Annotated in this window: 16 protein-coding genes and 1 riboswitch; of the genes, 6 read left to right on the forward strand and 10 right to left on the reverse strand. The window is 59.4% G+C overall.

The features are described 5' to 3' along the window. Positions 1-10 precede the first annotated feature (10 nt). The 6 genes from J122_RS04345 to J122_RS04370 form a co-directional block, all read right to left on the reverse strand. A complete protein-coding gene (locus J122_RS04345) occupies positions 11-763 on the reverse strand; it encodes an SDR family oxidoreductase (RefSeq protein ID WP_061331335.1) in 753 nt (250 codons plus the stop codon). A 43-nt stretch (positions 764-806) separates the two neighbouring features. Further along, positions 807-1,847, reverse strand: coding sequence for a L,D-transpeptidase family protein (locus tag J122_RS04350; protein ID WP_061331336.1), 1,041 nt, complete (start codon positions 1,845-1,847; stop codon positions 807-809). A gap of 60 nt (positions 1,848-1,907) precedes the next feature. Further along, on the reverse strand, positions 1,908-2,477 hold the full coding sequence (locus tag J122_RS04355; protein ID WP_061331337.1) for a TMEM165/GDT1 family protein: 570 nt from the start codon (positions 2,475-2,477) through the stop codon (positions 1,908-1,910). Positions 2,478-2,562: 85 nt separating this feature from the next. Continuing rightward, positions 2,563-2,667: riboswitch (yybP-ykoY riboswitch) on the reverse strand. A gap of 46 nt (positions 2,668-2,713) precedes the next feature. Beyond that, the gene (locus J122_RS04360) at positions 2,714-4,105 is read right to left on the reverse strand and encodes a DHA2 family efflux MFS transporter permease subunit (protein WP_061331338.1); all 1,392 of its coding nucleotides are present in this window, start codon (positions 4,103-4,105) and stop codon (positions 2,714-2,716) included. 3 nt (positions 4,106-4,108) lie between these two features. Continuing rightward, positions 4,109-4,534, reverse strand: a complete 426-nt coding sequence (locus tag J122_RS04365; RefSeq protein ID WP_058092884.1) for a MarR family transcriptional regulator — start codon at positions 4,532-4,534, stop codon at positions 4,109-4,111. A gap of 162 nt (positions 4,535-4,696) precedes the next feature. Then, a complete protein-coding gene (locus tag J122_RS04370) occupies positions 4,697-5,980 on the reverse strand; it encodes an MFS transporter (RefSeq protein WP_061331339.1) in 1,284 nt (427 codons plus the stop codon). A gap of 249 nt (positions 5,981-6,229) precedes the next feature. On the opposite strand from J122_RS04370, the gene J122_RS04375 reads away from it, so the two are divergent. The 4 genes from J122_RS04375 to J122_RS04390 all read left to right on the forward strand — a co-directional run bounded on the left by J122_RS04375 (position 6,230) and on the right by J122_RS04390 (position 11,090). Continuing rightward, positions 6,230-7,132 (forward strand): helix-turn-helix transcriptional regulator, encoded by a 903-nt coding sequence (locus J122_RS04375; RefSeq protein ID WP_061331340.1) that lies wholly within the window; start codon positions 6,230-6,232, stop codon positions 7,130-7,132. A gap of 9 nt (positions 7,133-7,141) precedes the next feature. After that, complete coding sequence (locus J122_RS04380; RefSeq protein ID WP_061331341.1) at positions 7,142-8,908, forward strand: ExeM/NucH family extracellular endonuclease; 1,767 nt, start codon at positions 7,142-7,144, stop codon at positions 8,906-8,908. Between the two features lie 106 nt (positions 8,909-9,014). Then, positions 9,015-9,902, forward strand: a complete 888-nt coding sequence (locus J122_RS04385; protein ID WP_061331342.1) for an alpha/beta fold hydrolase — start codon at positions 9,015-9,017, stop codon at positions 9,900-9,902. A gap of 144 nt (positions 9,903-10,046) precedes the next feature. Beyond that, a complete protein-coding gene (locus tag J122_RS04390; protein ID WP_061331343.1) occupies positions 10,047-11,090 on the forward strand; it encodes an AraC family transcriptional regulator in 1,044 nt (347 codons plus the stop codon). A 43-nt stretch (positions 11,091-11,133) separates the two neighbouring features. On the opposite strand, the gene queE is transcribed toward J122_RS04390, so the two are convergent. Next, positions 11,134-11,790: a 7-carboxy-7-deazaguanine synthase gene (gene queE, locus J122_RS04395; protein ID WP_061331344.1), complete on the reverse strand. Its 657-nt coding sequence runs from the start codon at positions 11,788-11,790 to the stop codon at positions 11,134-11,136. Next, positions 11,790-12,455 carry a 7-cyano-7-deazaguanine synthase QueC gene (gene queC, locus J122_RS04400; RefSeq protein ID WP_061331345.1) on the reverse strand — a complete coding sequence of 222 codons (666 nt, stop codon included), beginning with the start codon at positions 12,453-12,455 and terminating at the stop codon, positions 11,790-11,792. Before queC ends, queE begins: the two co-directional genes overlap by 1 nt. A gap of 150 nt (positions 12,456-12,605) precedes the next feature. Here queC and J122_RS04405 point away from each other — a divergent pair, with 150 nt between their 5' ends. Next, positions 12,606-13,118, forward strand: coding sequence for a hypothetical protein (locus J122_RS04405; RefSeq protein WP_061331346.1), 513 nt, complete (start codon positions 12,606-12,608; stop codon positions 13,116-13,118). Here the strand turns inward: J122_RS04405 and J122_RS04410 are convergent. After that, positions 13,087-13,323 (reverse strand): hypothetical protein, encoded by a 237-nt coding sequence (locus J122_RS04410; RefSeq protein ID WP_058092893.1) that lies wholly within the window; start codon positions 13,321-13,323, stop codon positions 13,087-13,089. The genes J122_RS04405 and J122_RS04410 overlap by 32 nt on opposite strands. 571 nt (positions 13,324-13,894) lie before the next feature. Here J122_RS04410 and J122_RS04415 point away from each other — a divergent pair. Next, the gene (locus J122_RS04415; RefSeq protein WP_061331347.1) at positions 13,895-14,167 is read left to right on the forward strand and encodes a hypothetical protein; all 273 of its coding nucleotides are present in this window, start codon (positions 13,895-13,897) and stop codon (positions 14,165-14,167) included. 25 nt (positions 14,168-14,192) lie between these two features. Here the strand turns inward: J122_RS04415 and J122_RS04420 are convergent, their stop codons facing one another. Beyond that, positions 14,193-14,606 (reverse strand): response regulator, encoded by a 414-nt coding sequence (locus J122_RS04420; protein WP_061331348.1) that lies wholly within the window; start codon positions 14,604-14,606, stop codon positions 14,193-14,195. Positions 14,607-14,611: the final 5 nt, after the last annotated feature.

A 14,611-nucleotide genomic window follows, 5' to 3' on the forward strand; every position in this document is an offset into this window, starting at 1 on the left:
GGCAGAGTGATCAGAATATTCGGGCCAGTACGGACTCCGGCAGTCGCCTCAGTATGAAACCAATGGGCGTCCAGGGCCAACCTGGCACAAAACGTTCGGCCTTGCCGGACTCAATGGCACGGACCATGGCCCGGCATCCGGTCTTGGCGTCCACAATGAAAGGTGTGTTCTTGACCTTTTCGTTGATCTCAGTCCGGATATACCCCGGATAGAGCGTGGTCACGCGAATGGGAGACCGGCGCTTTTTCAGTTCGACACGCAAACCCTCGCAAAGTGCCGCCAATCCGGCCTTGATCGCCGCATAGGTGGTGACGTTGCCCGGCATCCCCCGAACAGCCGTTACCGATGATACGGCAACCAGGTGACCATGGTTCTGTGCCCGGAAAATCTCCATGGCGGCTTCTATCTGGGCCAGGGCGGAAACAAAATTGGTTTCTGCGGTCTGCCGGTTGGCATCAAAGCGCCCGGTGCCCAGCGGCTGCCCCTTGCCAATCCCGGCATTGACGATGATCCTGTCGAGCTGACCAAACTCCTCCCGGAAAGCCTGAAAAACCTCGGCCACTTGTGCGTGATCATTCACATCCAGGGCCCGCACACTGATCTTCACTCCCGGATAGGTGCCCTCCAGCTCGGCCCGGAGCTGGTCCAGCCGCTCGGTACGACGGGCACACAGGGCAAGGTGATCACCCCGGGCAGCAAACTCCCGGGCCATGCCTTCACCCAGTCCGGAACTGGCTCCGGTAATCAGTATAGTACGACTCATGAGTACTCCTGCCGTTTGGTTTTTGTTGGTTGCGGCGCCGGGGTCAAAAGTACAGCTTTTGCTCCGGCTCTGCAGGCTCTGCCGGGTTGCTTTCCGTCTGCCCCTTATCAGAAGCCACCCGGGTCAGCCGCTCACCGACCATAGTGGGAATGCCATCGGCCTGATCCACCACCAGCTCGATGGACCGGCGCTGGACTTCCACGTCCGGGTGTTGCTGGCGGAAGGCTTCCAGTTTTTCCAGTGTTACACGCCATAGCTGTTCGCGATCCTCGGGCGAGTAATCTTCATGGGGCCGGTGTACTTCAAGCCAAACCTCGCCGCCAGACAAGCCAAGCTTGACAGGTTCGCGAATAATCTGGACCGACGTGCCCTTCTGAACCTGATAGACAAACCGGGAAATGTCTTCGTTGTACATACGGAAACAGCCGGCACTGACCGGCAAGCCGATACCGAAACGCTTATTGGTTCCGTGGATCAGATAGCCTTTCTCGCTTAACATCAGGGCATGAGTGCCAAGCGGATTATCCGGGCCGGGCGGGATCATACGCGGCAGATACTCTCCGCGGGCCTCATAGGATGCCCGGATACTGGCCGGCGGATACCACGCAGGCGATTCCAGTGGCATGGTTACCTCGGCGTCGGTTAGCGGTGACGGATTCTCTTCACGCCCAATGCCCACCGGATACACCTGAACGCCATCGTTGGTGAAATAATAGAGCCGATACTCGGCCAAGTTAATCACGATGCCTTCCCGGCGCGCATCGGGCAGAACATACATACGCGGCAGGGTAATGGTCGTGCCGTCTCCCGGTAACCAGGGGTCAACACCCGGATTGGCCTTCACCAACTCCAGGTAACCCAGAGCCTCATCATGGCCAATAGCAGCAAAGGTATCCTCATAGCGGGTCGTGAAAACCTGCAGCTCCCCCGCCAGATCGCCGTTAAGAGCGAAAGTTGGTACCCGGGGCGAACGATCGTTTTCCACCGTTGCAGTGTCTGACGGCTTTTGGTTCTGCGCAGCATTGACAGCTGACGCCAGGAACATCAGGCACACCAGAACGGCGACACATTTTTTCAACCACATATCAACCAGTTCCCATAAACATTCATTCCGGGCCTCTGCTCTGAAAGACACGGTTCCGTGTCAGGAGTTCACCAGGGTGGTCCAGACCGTTACCACCGCCAGCACCACAAACAATACGCTGGCACTGATCCTGGCCGTCGCCAGCGGCATTCGCTCCATTAGCCAGCGCCCTGCCAGGATCACCGGAATATTGGCCAGGAGCATGCCTACCGTCGTGCCGATGATAACCCATAACGTTTCCGTATACCTTGCCGCCAGGACCACCGTAGCCACTTGGGTTTTATCACCTATCTCCGCCAGGAAGAACATTACCGTAGTAGCCCAGAAGGCGCCCATGCCGAGAAACCGAGATTCGGCACTGTCGTCTTTATCCGGTATCAGCAACCACAGGGCGATGGCGACAAAGCTCACTGCGAGAATCCAGGGCAGCCACTGGGACGGAATCCAGCTGGCCACCCAGGCCCCCAGCCACGCTGAGAGCGCGTGATTGAGCACGGTCGCAACCAGAATACCAAGAATGATAGGGGTACGCTTTGCGTATCGGGCAACCAGGAAAAGAGACAGGAGCTGGGTTTTGTCGCCAATTTCGGCAACGGCCACGGCAAGGGTTGAAGCGAGAAACGCATCCATTCGAAGAGACCTCAGGGCGGAAATCGTCAGACATGAGACAGCTCACCTTCCGCCCAGTGGAGGTGATCTGCCTCAGGTCTTGCCAATTCCGCGATCAATCACGGAACACGGTAGCCATGGAGAATGAGCTCCAAGTATGTTGACTACCGTCCGCTCCTGTTACCCAGAAGCGAAGGCTACTCCCCCGAAGTTGGCCACATGCTAATGAATCCCGCCGGAAATGGCAACTGGCCACCTTACACCCGCATTTTCCAGACCGGCACGGCAGCCAACGCCACAAACACCGCTACCAGCCACCAGGCTGCCTCGAACGCAGCCACAGTAGGCACACTGCCCTGGTGTTCACCGAACTCGATGGTCAGTGCCACCACATTTACCCCCAGGGCACCCCCGAGTTGGCGGGCGAAATTGATGGTGCTGGACCCGGCGCCCAGCTGTTCCTTGGGCAGTGGATTCAGCGCACCGGTGGACAGGGCCGGCAGCATAAAGCCAATCCCAATCCGGCCCAGCACTGCCCAGAGTACCAGCCAGCCAAACCCAGCGTACTGGCCGGTCAGAGCAAACAGGACCGCAGACAGGGCGAACACCGCGATTCCAAACAGCACCAGGCTGCGGGCGCTGCGCTTGTCTGCCAGCCGGCCCGACAGTGGAAAAACAATGCCCAGCACCACCCCGGCGGGCAGCATCAGCAGACCCGCCTCCGTCGCGGAGAAGCCCAGCGTGGTCTGCACAAACAGAGGAATCAGGTAGGTTGAGCCAAACAGCGCCAGCCCAAGCGCCATGGCGCCCAGCGTGGCGAACAGAAACACCGGTTGGCGCAACAGTAGCAGGTTAACCAGGGGATGCTTCGCCGTGCGTTCCCGAAAGACAAAGGCGAACAGAAGGCCAAGGGCCAACGCCCATTGCATCACGATTCGCAGTTCCTGGCCTGGCCAGGCCTGCATTCGGGTCAGGGTATCGAGGGTCAGGGCGATGGTTGCCCCAAGCAGTAACAAACCGGGCAGATCAAAGGGATAAGGCGCAGGGCGGGAGCGGGGCAGCGGCAGGAACCGCCAGGCCATCCAGACACCCAGAAGGGTGACCGGTGCCGGCGCAAACATCACATAGCGCCAGTTGAACTGGTCCACCAGAAAGCCACCCAGCACAGGGCCCAATGCCGGTGCCAGAATCACCCCCATGCCATAAATGCCCATGGCTTGACCACGCCTGTCTGCCGGAAATATCCGGAACACCAGGTACATGCCCATGGGTTGCATCAACCCGGCCATGGCGCCCTGGCCTATTCTGGCGGCAATCAGCTGTTCAGGAGACTCGGCAAAGCCGCCGACAAGGGATATGACGGTGAACACCGCCATGGCAACACCCAGGGTCAGGCGCACACCAAAACGGTCCAGCAGCCAGGCGGACGCCAGCATGGTGGTGGTCATGGCGGCGATGAATCCGGTGGCCAGCCAGTGCACCTGGCCCTGGCGAATGCCGAACTCCATCATGATGTCATGGAGCGCAACATTCACCACCGTGGCGCTGAGCACCGTGGCCATGGTGCCAAGGACAACCGTAGCAACGGCCAGCCAGCGCCAGCGTTCGCCGTAACGGGCGGTCAGGCCCTCGACAGAATTATCGATCAAGCGTTACTTCTGCTTCTCGGCATTATCCATAATTTTGTGGAACACCTTGAGCGCGCATTCGATTTCCTTGTCAGTCACGCCCTCCAGCATCTCTTCACGCAACACAGCGGCACGCTCGGACAGCTCATCCATGAACTCGGCACCGGCCTTGGTCAGATGCAACCGGCGGGCGCGTCGATCGTTCGGGCAGGGGCGTCGCTCAATCAACTCCTGCTGCTCCAGGCTATCAAGCAACCTGACCAGGGTGGGATTTTCAATGGCCATCAGACTGGCCAGTTCGCGCTGGGTAAGGCCTTCACCACCCTGCTGCAGATACACCATGGTGCTCCAGCGAGCCTGCGTGACTCCCAAGTCTTTCAACCGCTCATCCAGCATCTTGCGCCAGCGGCGGGTAACCCGGGCAACGGCAAACGGGAATTGATCTCTCATGGTTAAACACTCCTGATGGTGATCCGGCATGGGACAAGCAAACGCCACCCCGAAAACCGAGAAAACACTTACCTTATTGGAAATTCACCAATAGTAAGCTAACCATTGAAATAAAAACAGATATCAGGGTGAAAATATAATTGGGGAAAACCGAAAGGCGCGTCAGCCAGCCTGACGCAACTCTTCCTGCATTTCCTCCACTTCCGGAGATTCGTGGAACTCGGTGTTACGCGGGTCCAGCTCGGAAAGCACCGGAGACGCCTCCGGCATGGCCGGGACAAAGTGCTCCTGCTCCTCCACCGGCACGTCGTCGGTGTGGCTGATCCGGTAGCTAGTGATCACTGCCAGCAACACCAGGAAGCCGGCGTTGCCATAGAACAAGCCGGAGGGCCCCATGATGTTGATTAACTCCGCCATGGTGATCGGCCCGATCACACTGCCAATACCGTAGCTCAGCAAAAGCGTGGCACTGGCGGCGACAATCCGGTTGCTGTCCATGCGGTCGTTGGTGATGGCCACCGCGATTGGGTACAGAGTGGCCGACAGACCGGTAAAAAGTCCTACCAGCAGGGTGAGCAACGCCAGGCTTGCCGCCCCGAAAACGCCAACCCCAACGGCCGAAGCGGAAGCAATCAGTGCCACCCAGAACATCACCCGGCGTCGGTCAAATCGATCGCACACCCGGCCCAATGGCCAGGCCAACAACATGGCAGCAATGATGGCGCTGGCCATGAAGGTCGAAGTTCTGGCCACGTCCAGCCCCACTAACGTGGCGTATACCGGCCCCAGTGCATAGAAGCCGCCAATCATGACGCCGCTGATCAGCGCGCCAGCGACACCGGAAAATGATTCCCGCCCGAGTTTGAAGATCGACATCCGGTGCACCTGCTCAATCGCCGGCGCTTCCATTCGAGTGAGAGCCAGAGGAATCAGGGCGAGAGTCAGCAGGATGGCCGCCAGCGAAAACGGCAGGAAACTGCCCGGGTCACCCACGTTGACAATCAACTGGCCGCCGGCGGCCGACAAGTAGAAAACAATCTGGTAAACGGCAAACAGCGCACCCCGGTTGGCGTTAGTGGCACGGCTGGAGAACCAGCTTTCAATCACCACCAACACACCGGCGATGGTGAAGCCAGACAGTACCCGAAGGACCGCCCAGAAAATCATCGACACCGCCATCGGATACATCAGCGACACCACGGCAGCCATAGCAGCAAATGCCGCAAAGGCGCGGATATGGCCTACCCTGCCAATAATCTTGTGGACATACAGGGTGCCAAGGACAAAACCGATGGAATAGCACACCAGCACCCAGCCAATGACATTGGGTGAGACTTCTTCGATACTCAGGCGAATACCCAGCAGCGTCATCAGAAACGCATTGCCGCTGACCAGCAACACAATGCTGAGGATCAGCGCCGAAAGGGAGGTGACCATTCGGGTCATGAGTGGCTCCGAGTATTGGGTTACATCAGGGTGACAGTAAAGAAAAGATAGCAACGTTATGGGTTGTCTGCTGGTGAGTATTTAACCAGCCATCGCCAGACGACTCCATTAAGCAGTTGCCGAGACCTCGAACCCAGTAGTGGCGCGGTATTTGACAATGTTTTACATTAATGGGCCGTAACAGAACCTGATAGCCGTAGCGGGTAACATAAACATCAAGCTACTTACTCGGACCGTGAGCGCCTGGTTATGAAGAAAACGGACTGGCCCATTCGCTGGGATTTACTGCTTCGCTATCGACTGATTGAAATCATCGCCTTGTGGGAAGGACGCCTGACCACCAACCACATCTGCCACAGTTTCGGCATTGGTCGCCAGCAGGCATCAAAGGATATCAACACCTACTTGCGGGAACTGGCTCCCGGCAACCTGGTTTACGACCGGCACCTGAAAGGTTATGTGCCGGCAGCCGGTTTCAAACCGGTGGTAACACGGGGCCAGGTTAGCGAATATCAAGACCTGCTTGCGCGGCAACAGAGCCTGAGCGACACGTTTTCTGACCTGGAGCTTGGACTGCCGGGCAATGCCGTCATCCCGGAACCGTCCCGGCGCATCGCCCCGGAAACCATGCGGGCTGTGGTTAACGCTACCCGTTATCACCGCCAACTCAAGGCCAGTTACGTGTCCCTGAGCCGACCGGAAGCCGCCGACAGCCTGCTGGAGCCGCATTCACTGGTATGCACGGGTAACAGCTGGCATGTGCGGGCCTGGTGCAATGCCAACCGGGAATTCCGGGATTTCGCCCTGAGCCGTTTTCAGGGCCAGCCGGAGGCACTCCGGCAGAAATCCAGGCACACCGCGCAGCAGGATGAAGACTGGCAACGCCTGGTCACCCTGGAGATCGCACCTGATCAGCGCCTGACCGAGGCGCAACAACAGATCATTGCCAACGACTACGGTATGGAACAGGGCTGCCTCAGCATCGAAACCCGTGCAGCGTTGGCGCCCTATGTCCTGTCCCGGCTCGGAATTACCTTTGACAATAGCCACCCGGACCCACTGGTGCAGCAGCTGGAACTGGCCAACCCGGACCAGCTTGGCTTTGGCAGCAAGCGCGAACGGGCACTCAAAGCGGTGGCCGGTCTCTGCTAGACTGGCCCGGTGACGACACTTTCCAGACTTCTGCTCAACGCCGCCCTCGGCCTGGCTACCACGATCTGCGTCCCGACGCAGGCAGTGGCCGAGGCGTGCGGCGCGCCGGCCACTGCCATCCACGCCATTCAGGGCAGCGGCCCTGCTTCGCCCCTGGTCGGGCAAACCGTCACCGTCGAAGGCATCCTCACCCAGGACAGTCGCCACAAAGGTGGTTTTGGTGGTTTCTACCTGCAACAGGCTGATGCTGAAACGGACCAGAACCCGGCCACCTCCGAAGCCCTGTTCATCTACACACGCCAGGCAGCGGGCAAGCTCGGCCAGCGCCTGCGACTGACAGGGACCGTCAAGGAATATCATGGTCTGACGGAACTGGTGGATGTCGGCAAGCTGACAGTCTGCGGCGAGGGCAAAATGCCCAGGCCCATCGAGGTGTCACTGCCCTGGTCACAACCACCGGAAAGTCTTGAGAACATGCGGGTTCGCTTTGCCGCCCCGCTGACGGTTATTGACCACTACAACCTTGCCCTTTACGGCGAGCTTACTCTGGCCGCCGAGGATCAAGTCATCCCGACGGAATACCTGGCACCGGGGCCAGCAGCCGTCACGCAGGCCCACAACAACCATCAACACCGTGTGTTTCTGGACGATGGCCTGGCCGTGCGCAATCCCGATCCCGTGCCTTGGCCACCGGGCGGGCTTGATGGGCGGAACACGGTACGCGCCGGCGATACCGTCTCGCAACTGCAGGGTGTTCTCGATTTCCGCTTTGGCCAGTGGCGTGTCCAGCCAGACAGGCAACCGGTCTTCAAAGCCAGCAACGAGCGCCCGCAACCACCCGGAAAGCCCGATGACGTCGACCTGCGGATCGTCACCCTGAACCTGGAGAACTACTTCAACGGTAACCGCCAGGGTGCAGGCTTTCCCACTGCCCGGGGGGCAGAGAGCGTGGCAGCCTTCCGGGAACAGAACCAGCGGCTGGTGGCGGCTCTCACCCTGCCAGACCCAGACATACTGGCCGTCACCGAACTTGAAAACGACGGCTATGGCCCAGACAGTGCCGTTGCCGAACTGGCCGCGCGACTTGGCGCCGAGTGGCGTTTTGTGGCGACACCCGGCGATGACGGCTCCGACGCCATTCGCAGCGCCCTGTTATACCGGACAGACCGGGCAACCCCTGTTGGCGATGCCAGCCGGCAGCCGTCAGAGCCCATGGGCAGGCCTCCCCTGGCCCAGATGTTCCAGGCCCGGCATGGCGACCAGGTTGTTCGCATCGTAGTGACGCACCTGAAATCGAAGTCCTGTCGGAACGCCAGCGGCAAAGATTCCGATCAGAAAGACGGCCAGGGCTGTTTCAATTATCGGCGCAGCCAGGCTACCGAAACCATGCTCGACTGGCTTGGCTCACTTCCGGCACCGGACACACTCGCCGGCACCCTGATCACCGGCGACCTCAACAGCTACGCTCAGGAAGACCCGGTGCAGGTGCTTTATCGCCAGGGCTTTACCAGCCTGGTGCACCACTTCCATCCCTGCCAACAGGACCACTGCCCACACCACAGTTACCGATACCGGGGAGAAAAAGGCAGCCTCGACTATGCCCTGGCTTCGGCCAGCCTGCTGCCCCATGTCATCCACGCCCAGGCCTGGAACATCAACGCCGATGAACCCCGGGCCCTGGGCTACGACCAGCCACCTCGGATACCGGTCAGCGGCCCCTGGCGCTCTTCGGATCACAACCCGGTGATCACGGATATCCGGCTGCCATCGCCTTGAACCCGGTTGCCGCACCGACGCCAGATCGGGGCGGGCAGGCAATAGCACCCAACCACAGGGGCGGTAAACTGGAATTCGGATTTACCATCAAGAGGTTGTCGTATCCATGAAAGTCCCGACCCCGAACCTATGGCCGGTCGCCCGCACCGGCCAACGCTGGCTGCTGCGCGCACAACGGCAGGAAGCCATTGTCGACGGCCATCGCATGGTGTTTCTGGAACGTGGCAAACCGGCACCCGGGCGACCAACCCTGGTGTTGATACATGGCTTTGCCGCCATGAAGGAAAACTGGGCCTTCTGGATGCAGAAACTCCCTGCAGACTGGCACCTGCTGGTTCCGGACGTACCCGGACTGGGTGAGAGCCAGTACCATGCTGACGCCTGCTACCGCTATGAAAGCCAGGCCCGACGGCTGAGTGACTGGCTATCCGGCTACGCGACAGACAACCTGCACATTGCCGGCAGCTCCATGGGAGGCGCCATTGCGTCGATTCTGGCCCATAAGCTGGAGCAACCTCCCCGGTCACTGACACTGCTTAACAGTGCCGGTATCCCGGAACATGCGGATGTGGATATTGACGCTCCCTTTGAGTCTGATCGCGATGCCATCCTGATTCCCCAGGACTGGGCCGGGGTCTACCGGATGTTCAACAGTGTGGGCACCGGCAAACCAACGTTACCCGGGCTGGCCATGGCCGGATTACTGGGCCCGGACCTTCTGAACCGCCGACAAGCACTGAGACACATTTTCAACGACATGCTCGCTGACGCCCTGGCTCCGGCCCGGTATCTCGGCCCGGGCACACCACCGCTGCAGGTGCAGTGGGGCGAGAAAGACGTTATCACCCCGACCCGTTGCGTAAACTGGTTCAGAACCGCCACACCAGACGCCGATGTGCATGTATTCCGGGGCGTCGGCCACCTGCCCATGCTGGAAAATCCTGGCCGTTCCGCCAAGGTTCTGGAAACCTTCATCCGGCGCCATAGCCATTGAAATGACTGAACGGAGAGGTGCCGAATTGGCCTCTCTGGCCCATTGACCCGTCAATCAAGTCATGGGGCTGGCCCGGGCAAACGGTCATAATCAGCAATACTGAACACCCTTACATAACAAGAACAGTCGCTGACGAGGAAACCCATGCGCGTCTCAGTTTCTACTGCACAGGATCTGGGCATGCCGGCCATCTACCTGCATACCCTGGCCGAATTGCTGCATACCATTGGAGTGGACGAAAGGGATCTCATTCTTCGGGTCGGTCTTGACCCCACCCGCCTGAACTCAACGGAAGTAAGAGTCAGCCAGGCCCAGGCCAGCGAGTTTGTCACCCGCGCCATTATTGAGAGTGGCGAGCCGGGCCTTGGCATCATGCTCGCCCGGGAGCTCAAGCTCCCCCTGCACGGCGCCCTGGGAACGGCGGTCATGAGCAGCCGAACCCTGGAAGAGGCGCTGGAGCTGATGACCCGCTACCTGACGCTGCGAGCGCCCCACCTGAAAGTTCAGAAACGGGTATCCGGGCAGAACGCCTGGTATAACGTGACCTGCGACATCGAGCTGGGGCCACTGCAGGGTTTTGTGCTGGATGCGGTTCTGTTTGGCTGCGTCACCATGGGCGCCCAACTGACCGGCACCCTGGTGCCCGGCACACGGGTGCTTCGGCGCGGGCCAGAGCCCAACCACTTCCACCGCTTTCGCAATCGTATCGGGGTGCCGGTGGAATACGGCGCGACCGAGAACGCGCTTATCGTGCCCGTCAGCCAGCTTTGCCTGCCAGTGCGATTCAGCGACGACCAGCTTGCTGCCAGTTCACGGGCGCAGTGCGAGGAAGCCCTGAAGCAGTTAAAGGAGGATGCCGGCTTTGCCTGCCGGGTTCGACGGGTCATCGAGACCAGTCATCCGTTTCCTCCAAAACTGGCGCGGGTAGCCGCTACCCTGTTTGTGTCCGAGCGCACCCTGAAACGCCGCCTCCAGGAAGAAGAGGCCAGCTTCCAGCAACTGGTGGATCAGGTTCGCCTTGAGCGGGCCAAGGAACTTCTGGAAAACACGGGCATGAACCTGAGCCAGATTGCCGATGCCCTTGGCTATGCCGATGCGGCCAACTTTACCCGGGCCTTCAAGCGTTGGACCGGTCTGAGCCCCAGCCATTTCCGCACCCGGGAAACGGCCCTGCGCCGAACGGCCTGAAGCATGACCGGAGAGTGCCTGCGGGGCTCACCCGGGCATTCGGTCAGTCAATGCCCAGGATCTTGTGCATTTGCAGGGTCAGGCGCCATTGCGGATGCGCCAGGCAATACTCGGTCGCTTTGCGGGTGTTGCTGCGTTTGACCGGGTCATCATTCTGATCCGGCACAGACGGCGAGGCCATCGGTGACAGGAAATAGTGCCTGGCCCGAATACCCAGAAACCGTTCCGGCTGGGCCAAGGGCTGGGGATACACCAGTTTCAGCTCATCACATTCGGTAATCACCACCTCGGCGTCGGCCTTTGGGCTGACACACAACCAGTCAATTCCCTCCGGTGCCGGCAGGGTACCGTTGGTTTCCACCCCTACTTCGAAACCCGAAGCGTGGAAGGCATCAATCAACGGCTTGTCCAGCTGCAACAGGGGTTCCCCACCGGTGCAAACCACGTAGGGTCGGCCCGGGGCGTCGGGCCAAAGCTTACGAATATGTTCGGCCAGCTCCACAGCAGTCTCGAAACGACCGCCATTCTGGCCGTCAGTACCGACAAAATCGGTATCGCAGAAGTTGCAGACAGCCCCCGCCCGATCCTTCTCCCGTCCGGTCCACAGATTGCATTTGCTAAACCGGCAGAATACCGCTGCCCGGCCCGCCTGGGCACCTTCACCCTGCAGGGTGTAAAACGCTTCCTTTACCCGGTACATCAGGCGCGACTCTCGTAAGCCAGGGGATCTTTCAGGCCATGAGCCGCAAACGCCTCCAGGCGTTCAACGCAGGAGCCGCAGCGACCACAGGCCAGTTCCCGGCCGTTGTAGCAGGTCCAGGTCTGGCTGTAGTCCAGGCCCAGCTTCAGCCCCTCACCCAGGATCTCACCCTTGTCGAGTGCCATGAAAGGCGCCTCAACCGCCACCGGCTGGTAATTCGCCACCCGACACACGGCATCCATTTTCTCGATAAATTCCGGCCGGCAATCCGGGTAGATGGCGTGATCACCGCCATGGGCGCCAAACCAGACCGCTTGTGCACCGGCCGTGACCGCATAGCCGGTGGCCAGCGACAGCAGGATCATGTTGCGGTTGGGCACCACCGTCGACTTCATGCTGTCTTCCTGATAGTGCCCCTCCGGCACCGCAATGTCTGAGGTCAGTGAGGACCCCGCCATCACCTCACTCATGGCGCGGATATCAATCACCTTGTGGGGAATCGCCTCCGCCTGACACACCGCAGCTGCCGCCTCCAACTCCCTTACATGACGCTGCCCATAGTTAAACGACAGGGCATGCACCTTATGGCCACGGGCCCGGGCAAGATGGAGCAGGGTAAAGGAGTCCATGCCCCCGGAATAGATAACGACAACGGTGTCAGTCATGGGGTATTCACCAGGAATAGAAGGGGATTTGTCATTGGGCTTTTACAAACCATGGCTATATTGTAACAGCGCCAGAGCCGCTTGGGTTCGCGTCACGGAAAGATCAGGGGTAAACTCGATGGAAAACGACAAACAGCCAGCAACGATTCAATGAACTCAGACAGCAGCCCGGCATTCATCGACTTTGAAGCATCCAGTCTCGATCTGATCGCAAGCTATCCGATCGAGGTTGGCGTGTGCATGCCCGATGGCAGCCTGCACAGCTGGCTGATTCAGCCGCACGTACTTTGGCAGGACTGGTCAGAGAGCGCGGAAACCATCCACGGTATATCCCGGGCACGGCTGGAGCAGGAGGGCACACAGGTATCGGAGGTGGCCCGTGCCCTGAACCGCCTCCTGCCAGAGCAGATCTTCTGCGACGCCTGGACCTTTGACAGCTTCTGGCTGCACCGGCTGTTCCGGGCCGCCGGCGAAACCCCGGAGTTCCAGCTGGAATCGGTGTCCATGCTGCTGAACCCGGCCCAGGTGCGGCAGTGGTCGGGCACCCGCCAACAAGTCATTGCCGACCTGGGACTACCGGTTCACCGGGCCGCCAACGACGCGCTGATCCTGCACAAAACCTGGGAGCGGGTTACTTGCCTGGGCGAAGCCGCAGTGCGATAACTTCCAGGCCGTCACGAACGGTGTGCAGCGTCCAGTAAGTGGCCAGGGCCATCAGGGCTGCACCCACCACGGTAAACGACAGATTTTCTCCAACTGCCTGCCCCTGGGCCATCATCAGATATACGGCCACAGCGACAATCAACGCAAGCTCAACCATGAAATCGGAACGGAATTTGTTACGGGCAGATCCGGGTTCGTCGGGCATTTTCTTCGGTTTCAACCTCTGGGTTTCGGATAATTCAATGCATTAAGTTAGTGTACGAATTATCGCAAAAACGCCCCCAAGAGGCTGTACGGACTAGTGGCTACGAACTAACCGAAACCACCCTGGCCTGCCAATATCCGGGCAAAAAAAACGCAGCCAATTCGGCTGCGTAGAAAGGAGAGATCCATTCGATACCTGATACGGAGGTACCGCGGATTGCACAACGTAAAAACACGTGACGCTGGGAATTATCCCGATCGACCTTCGCCACGTCTGTACGGGTTTGCCGAATCACCGGGGCTATTGCAAACCGGCCAATTGCCTATACACTGGTAAGTGAACCGAATCCAAAGAGCTGATATGACCAGGATGATTACCAAGACCACCGCTTACTCCGCCACCGGTTGCCGTCACGGGCAGTCTGTGCGCGCCATGGTGAAAGACATCTAACGGCTTTCGGTCAGTCCCGGGAGCCATTGCGGCGACCGGGGCAGCTTCTCTGCCAAACCCCGGTTGCCTCAGGCCCCGGGGTTTTTTGTTTTTGCAGCCGCAAAACGACAAGGAGAACATCATGAGAAGACATCCGACAACCCGTGCAGCCAATCAGCCGATCAGCAATCGTCAGGCTCCGATCAAGCGCCCGGAAAAGCTGCCGCTGCTGGATGCGATTTGCAAGAAACTGAATCAGCGTGTCAACCTGGATGACGAACAGCGGGTGCTGGGCCTGTATGAACGAGGCTGGATTTTCAAAGGGGTTCTGGGCAATCTGGATGGATCCGAAGCGCGTTACGTGCGTGCCCTGGCCACCCGTTATAACTCCTGGATTGCACGCCAGGTCGCCTGATTGCATTGACGATGCGCTGAACCGGTCAGTGGCGCCGGTTCAGCCCCTGCATCATCGCCATATCGCCGCCATGCACGATGGCGTAGTTATTCACCACATCGTGAATTTTTTCCTGGGAGTAGGGCTTGACCACATAACCATTGGCACCGGCACTGATTGCCCGCTGAATGCTTTCAATGGAGTCATCGGCGGTGACCAGCACGATATGCTGATCCTCCCGAATCTGCTTGAAGCGCGTCATTAACTCATGGCCATCTCCATCCGGCAAACCCAGATCCAGCAGAACAATATGGTACTCGCTGGCATCGAAAGCCGCCCGGGCCGAGGCCGCATCCGGGCATTCAGCCACCTGCGTCGCCCCCGCCTTGTAGAGCATTTCAACCAACCGCTCCCGCATCACGGGCTCATCTTCCACTACCAGTATTCTCAGATCCGTCATCCATT

Origin of the sequence: Marinobacter excellens LAMA 842, assembly GCF_001574445.1 — a bacterium.
Lineage (GTDB): Bacteria > Pseudomonadota > Gammaproteobacteria > Pseudomonadales > Oleiphilaceae > Marinobacter > Marinobacter shengliensis.

Coding starts and splice junctions, on each gene's coding strand:
- J122_RS04355 (WP_061331337.1), bottom strand. CDS start 2,477: ATGGATGCGTTTCTCGCTTCAACCCTTGCCGTGGCCGTTGCCGAAATT.
- J122_RS04375 (WP_061331340.1), top strand. CDS start 6,230: ATGAAGAAAACGGACTGGCCCATTCGCTGGGATTTACTGCTTCGCTAT.
- J122_RS04370 (WP_061331339.1), bottom strand. CDS start 5,980: ATGACCCGAATGGTCACCTCCCTTTCGGCGCTGATCCTCAGCATTGTG.
- J122_RS04390 (WP_061331343.1), top strand. CDS start 10,047: ATGCGCGTCTCAGTTTCTACTGCACAGGATCTGGGCATGCCGGCCATC.
- J122_RS04410 (WP_058092893.1), bottom strand. CDS start 13,323: ATGCCCGACGAACCCGGATCTGCCCGTAACAAATTCCGTTCCGATTTC.
- J122_RS04350 (WP_061331336.1), bottom strand. CDS start 1,847: ATGTGGTTGAAAAAATGTGTCGCCGTTCTGGTGTGCCTGATGTTCCTG.
- J122_RS04405 (WP_061331346.1), top strand. CDS start 12,606: ATGAACTCAGACAGCAGCCCGGCATTCATCGACTTTGAAGCATCCAGT.
- J122_RS04365 (WP_058092884.1), bottom strand. CDS start 4,534: ATGAGAGATCAATTCCCGTTTGCCGTTGCCCGGGTTACCCGCCGCTGG.
- J122_RS04415 (WP_061331347.1), top strand. CDS start 13,895: ATGAGAAGACATCCGACAACCCGTGCAGCCAATCAGCCGATCAGCAAT.
- queE (WP_061331344.1), bottom strand. CDS start 11,790: ATGTACCGGGTAAAGGAAGCGTTTTACACCCTGCAGGGTGAAGGTGCC.
- J122_RS04345 (WP_061331335.1), bottom strand. CDS start 763: ATGAGTCGTACTATACTGATTACCGGAGCCAGTTCCGGACTGGGTGAA.
- J122_RS04385 (WP_061331342.1), top strand. CDS start 9,015: ATGAAAGTCCCGACCCCGAACCTATGGCCGGTCGCCCGCACCGGCCAA.
- J122_RS04420 (WP_061331348.1), bottom strand. CDS start 14,606: ATGACGGATCTGAGAATACTGGTAGTGGAAGATGAGCCCGTGATGCGG.
- queC (WP_061331345.1), bottom strand. CDS start 12,455: ATGACTGACACCGTTGTCGTTATCTATTCCGGGGGCATGGACTCCTTT.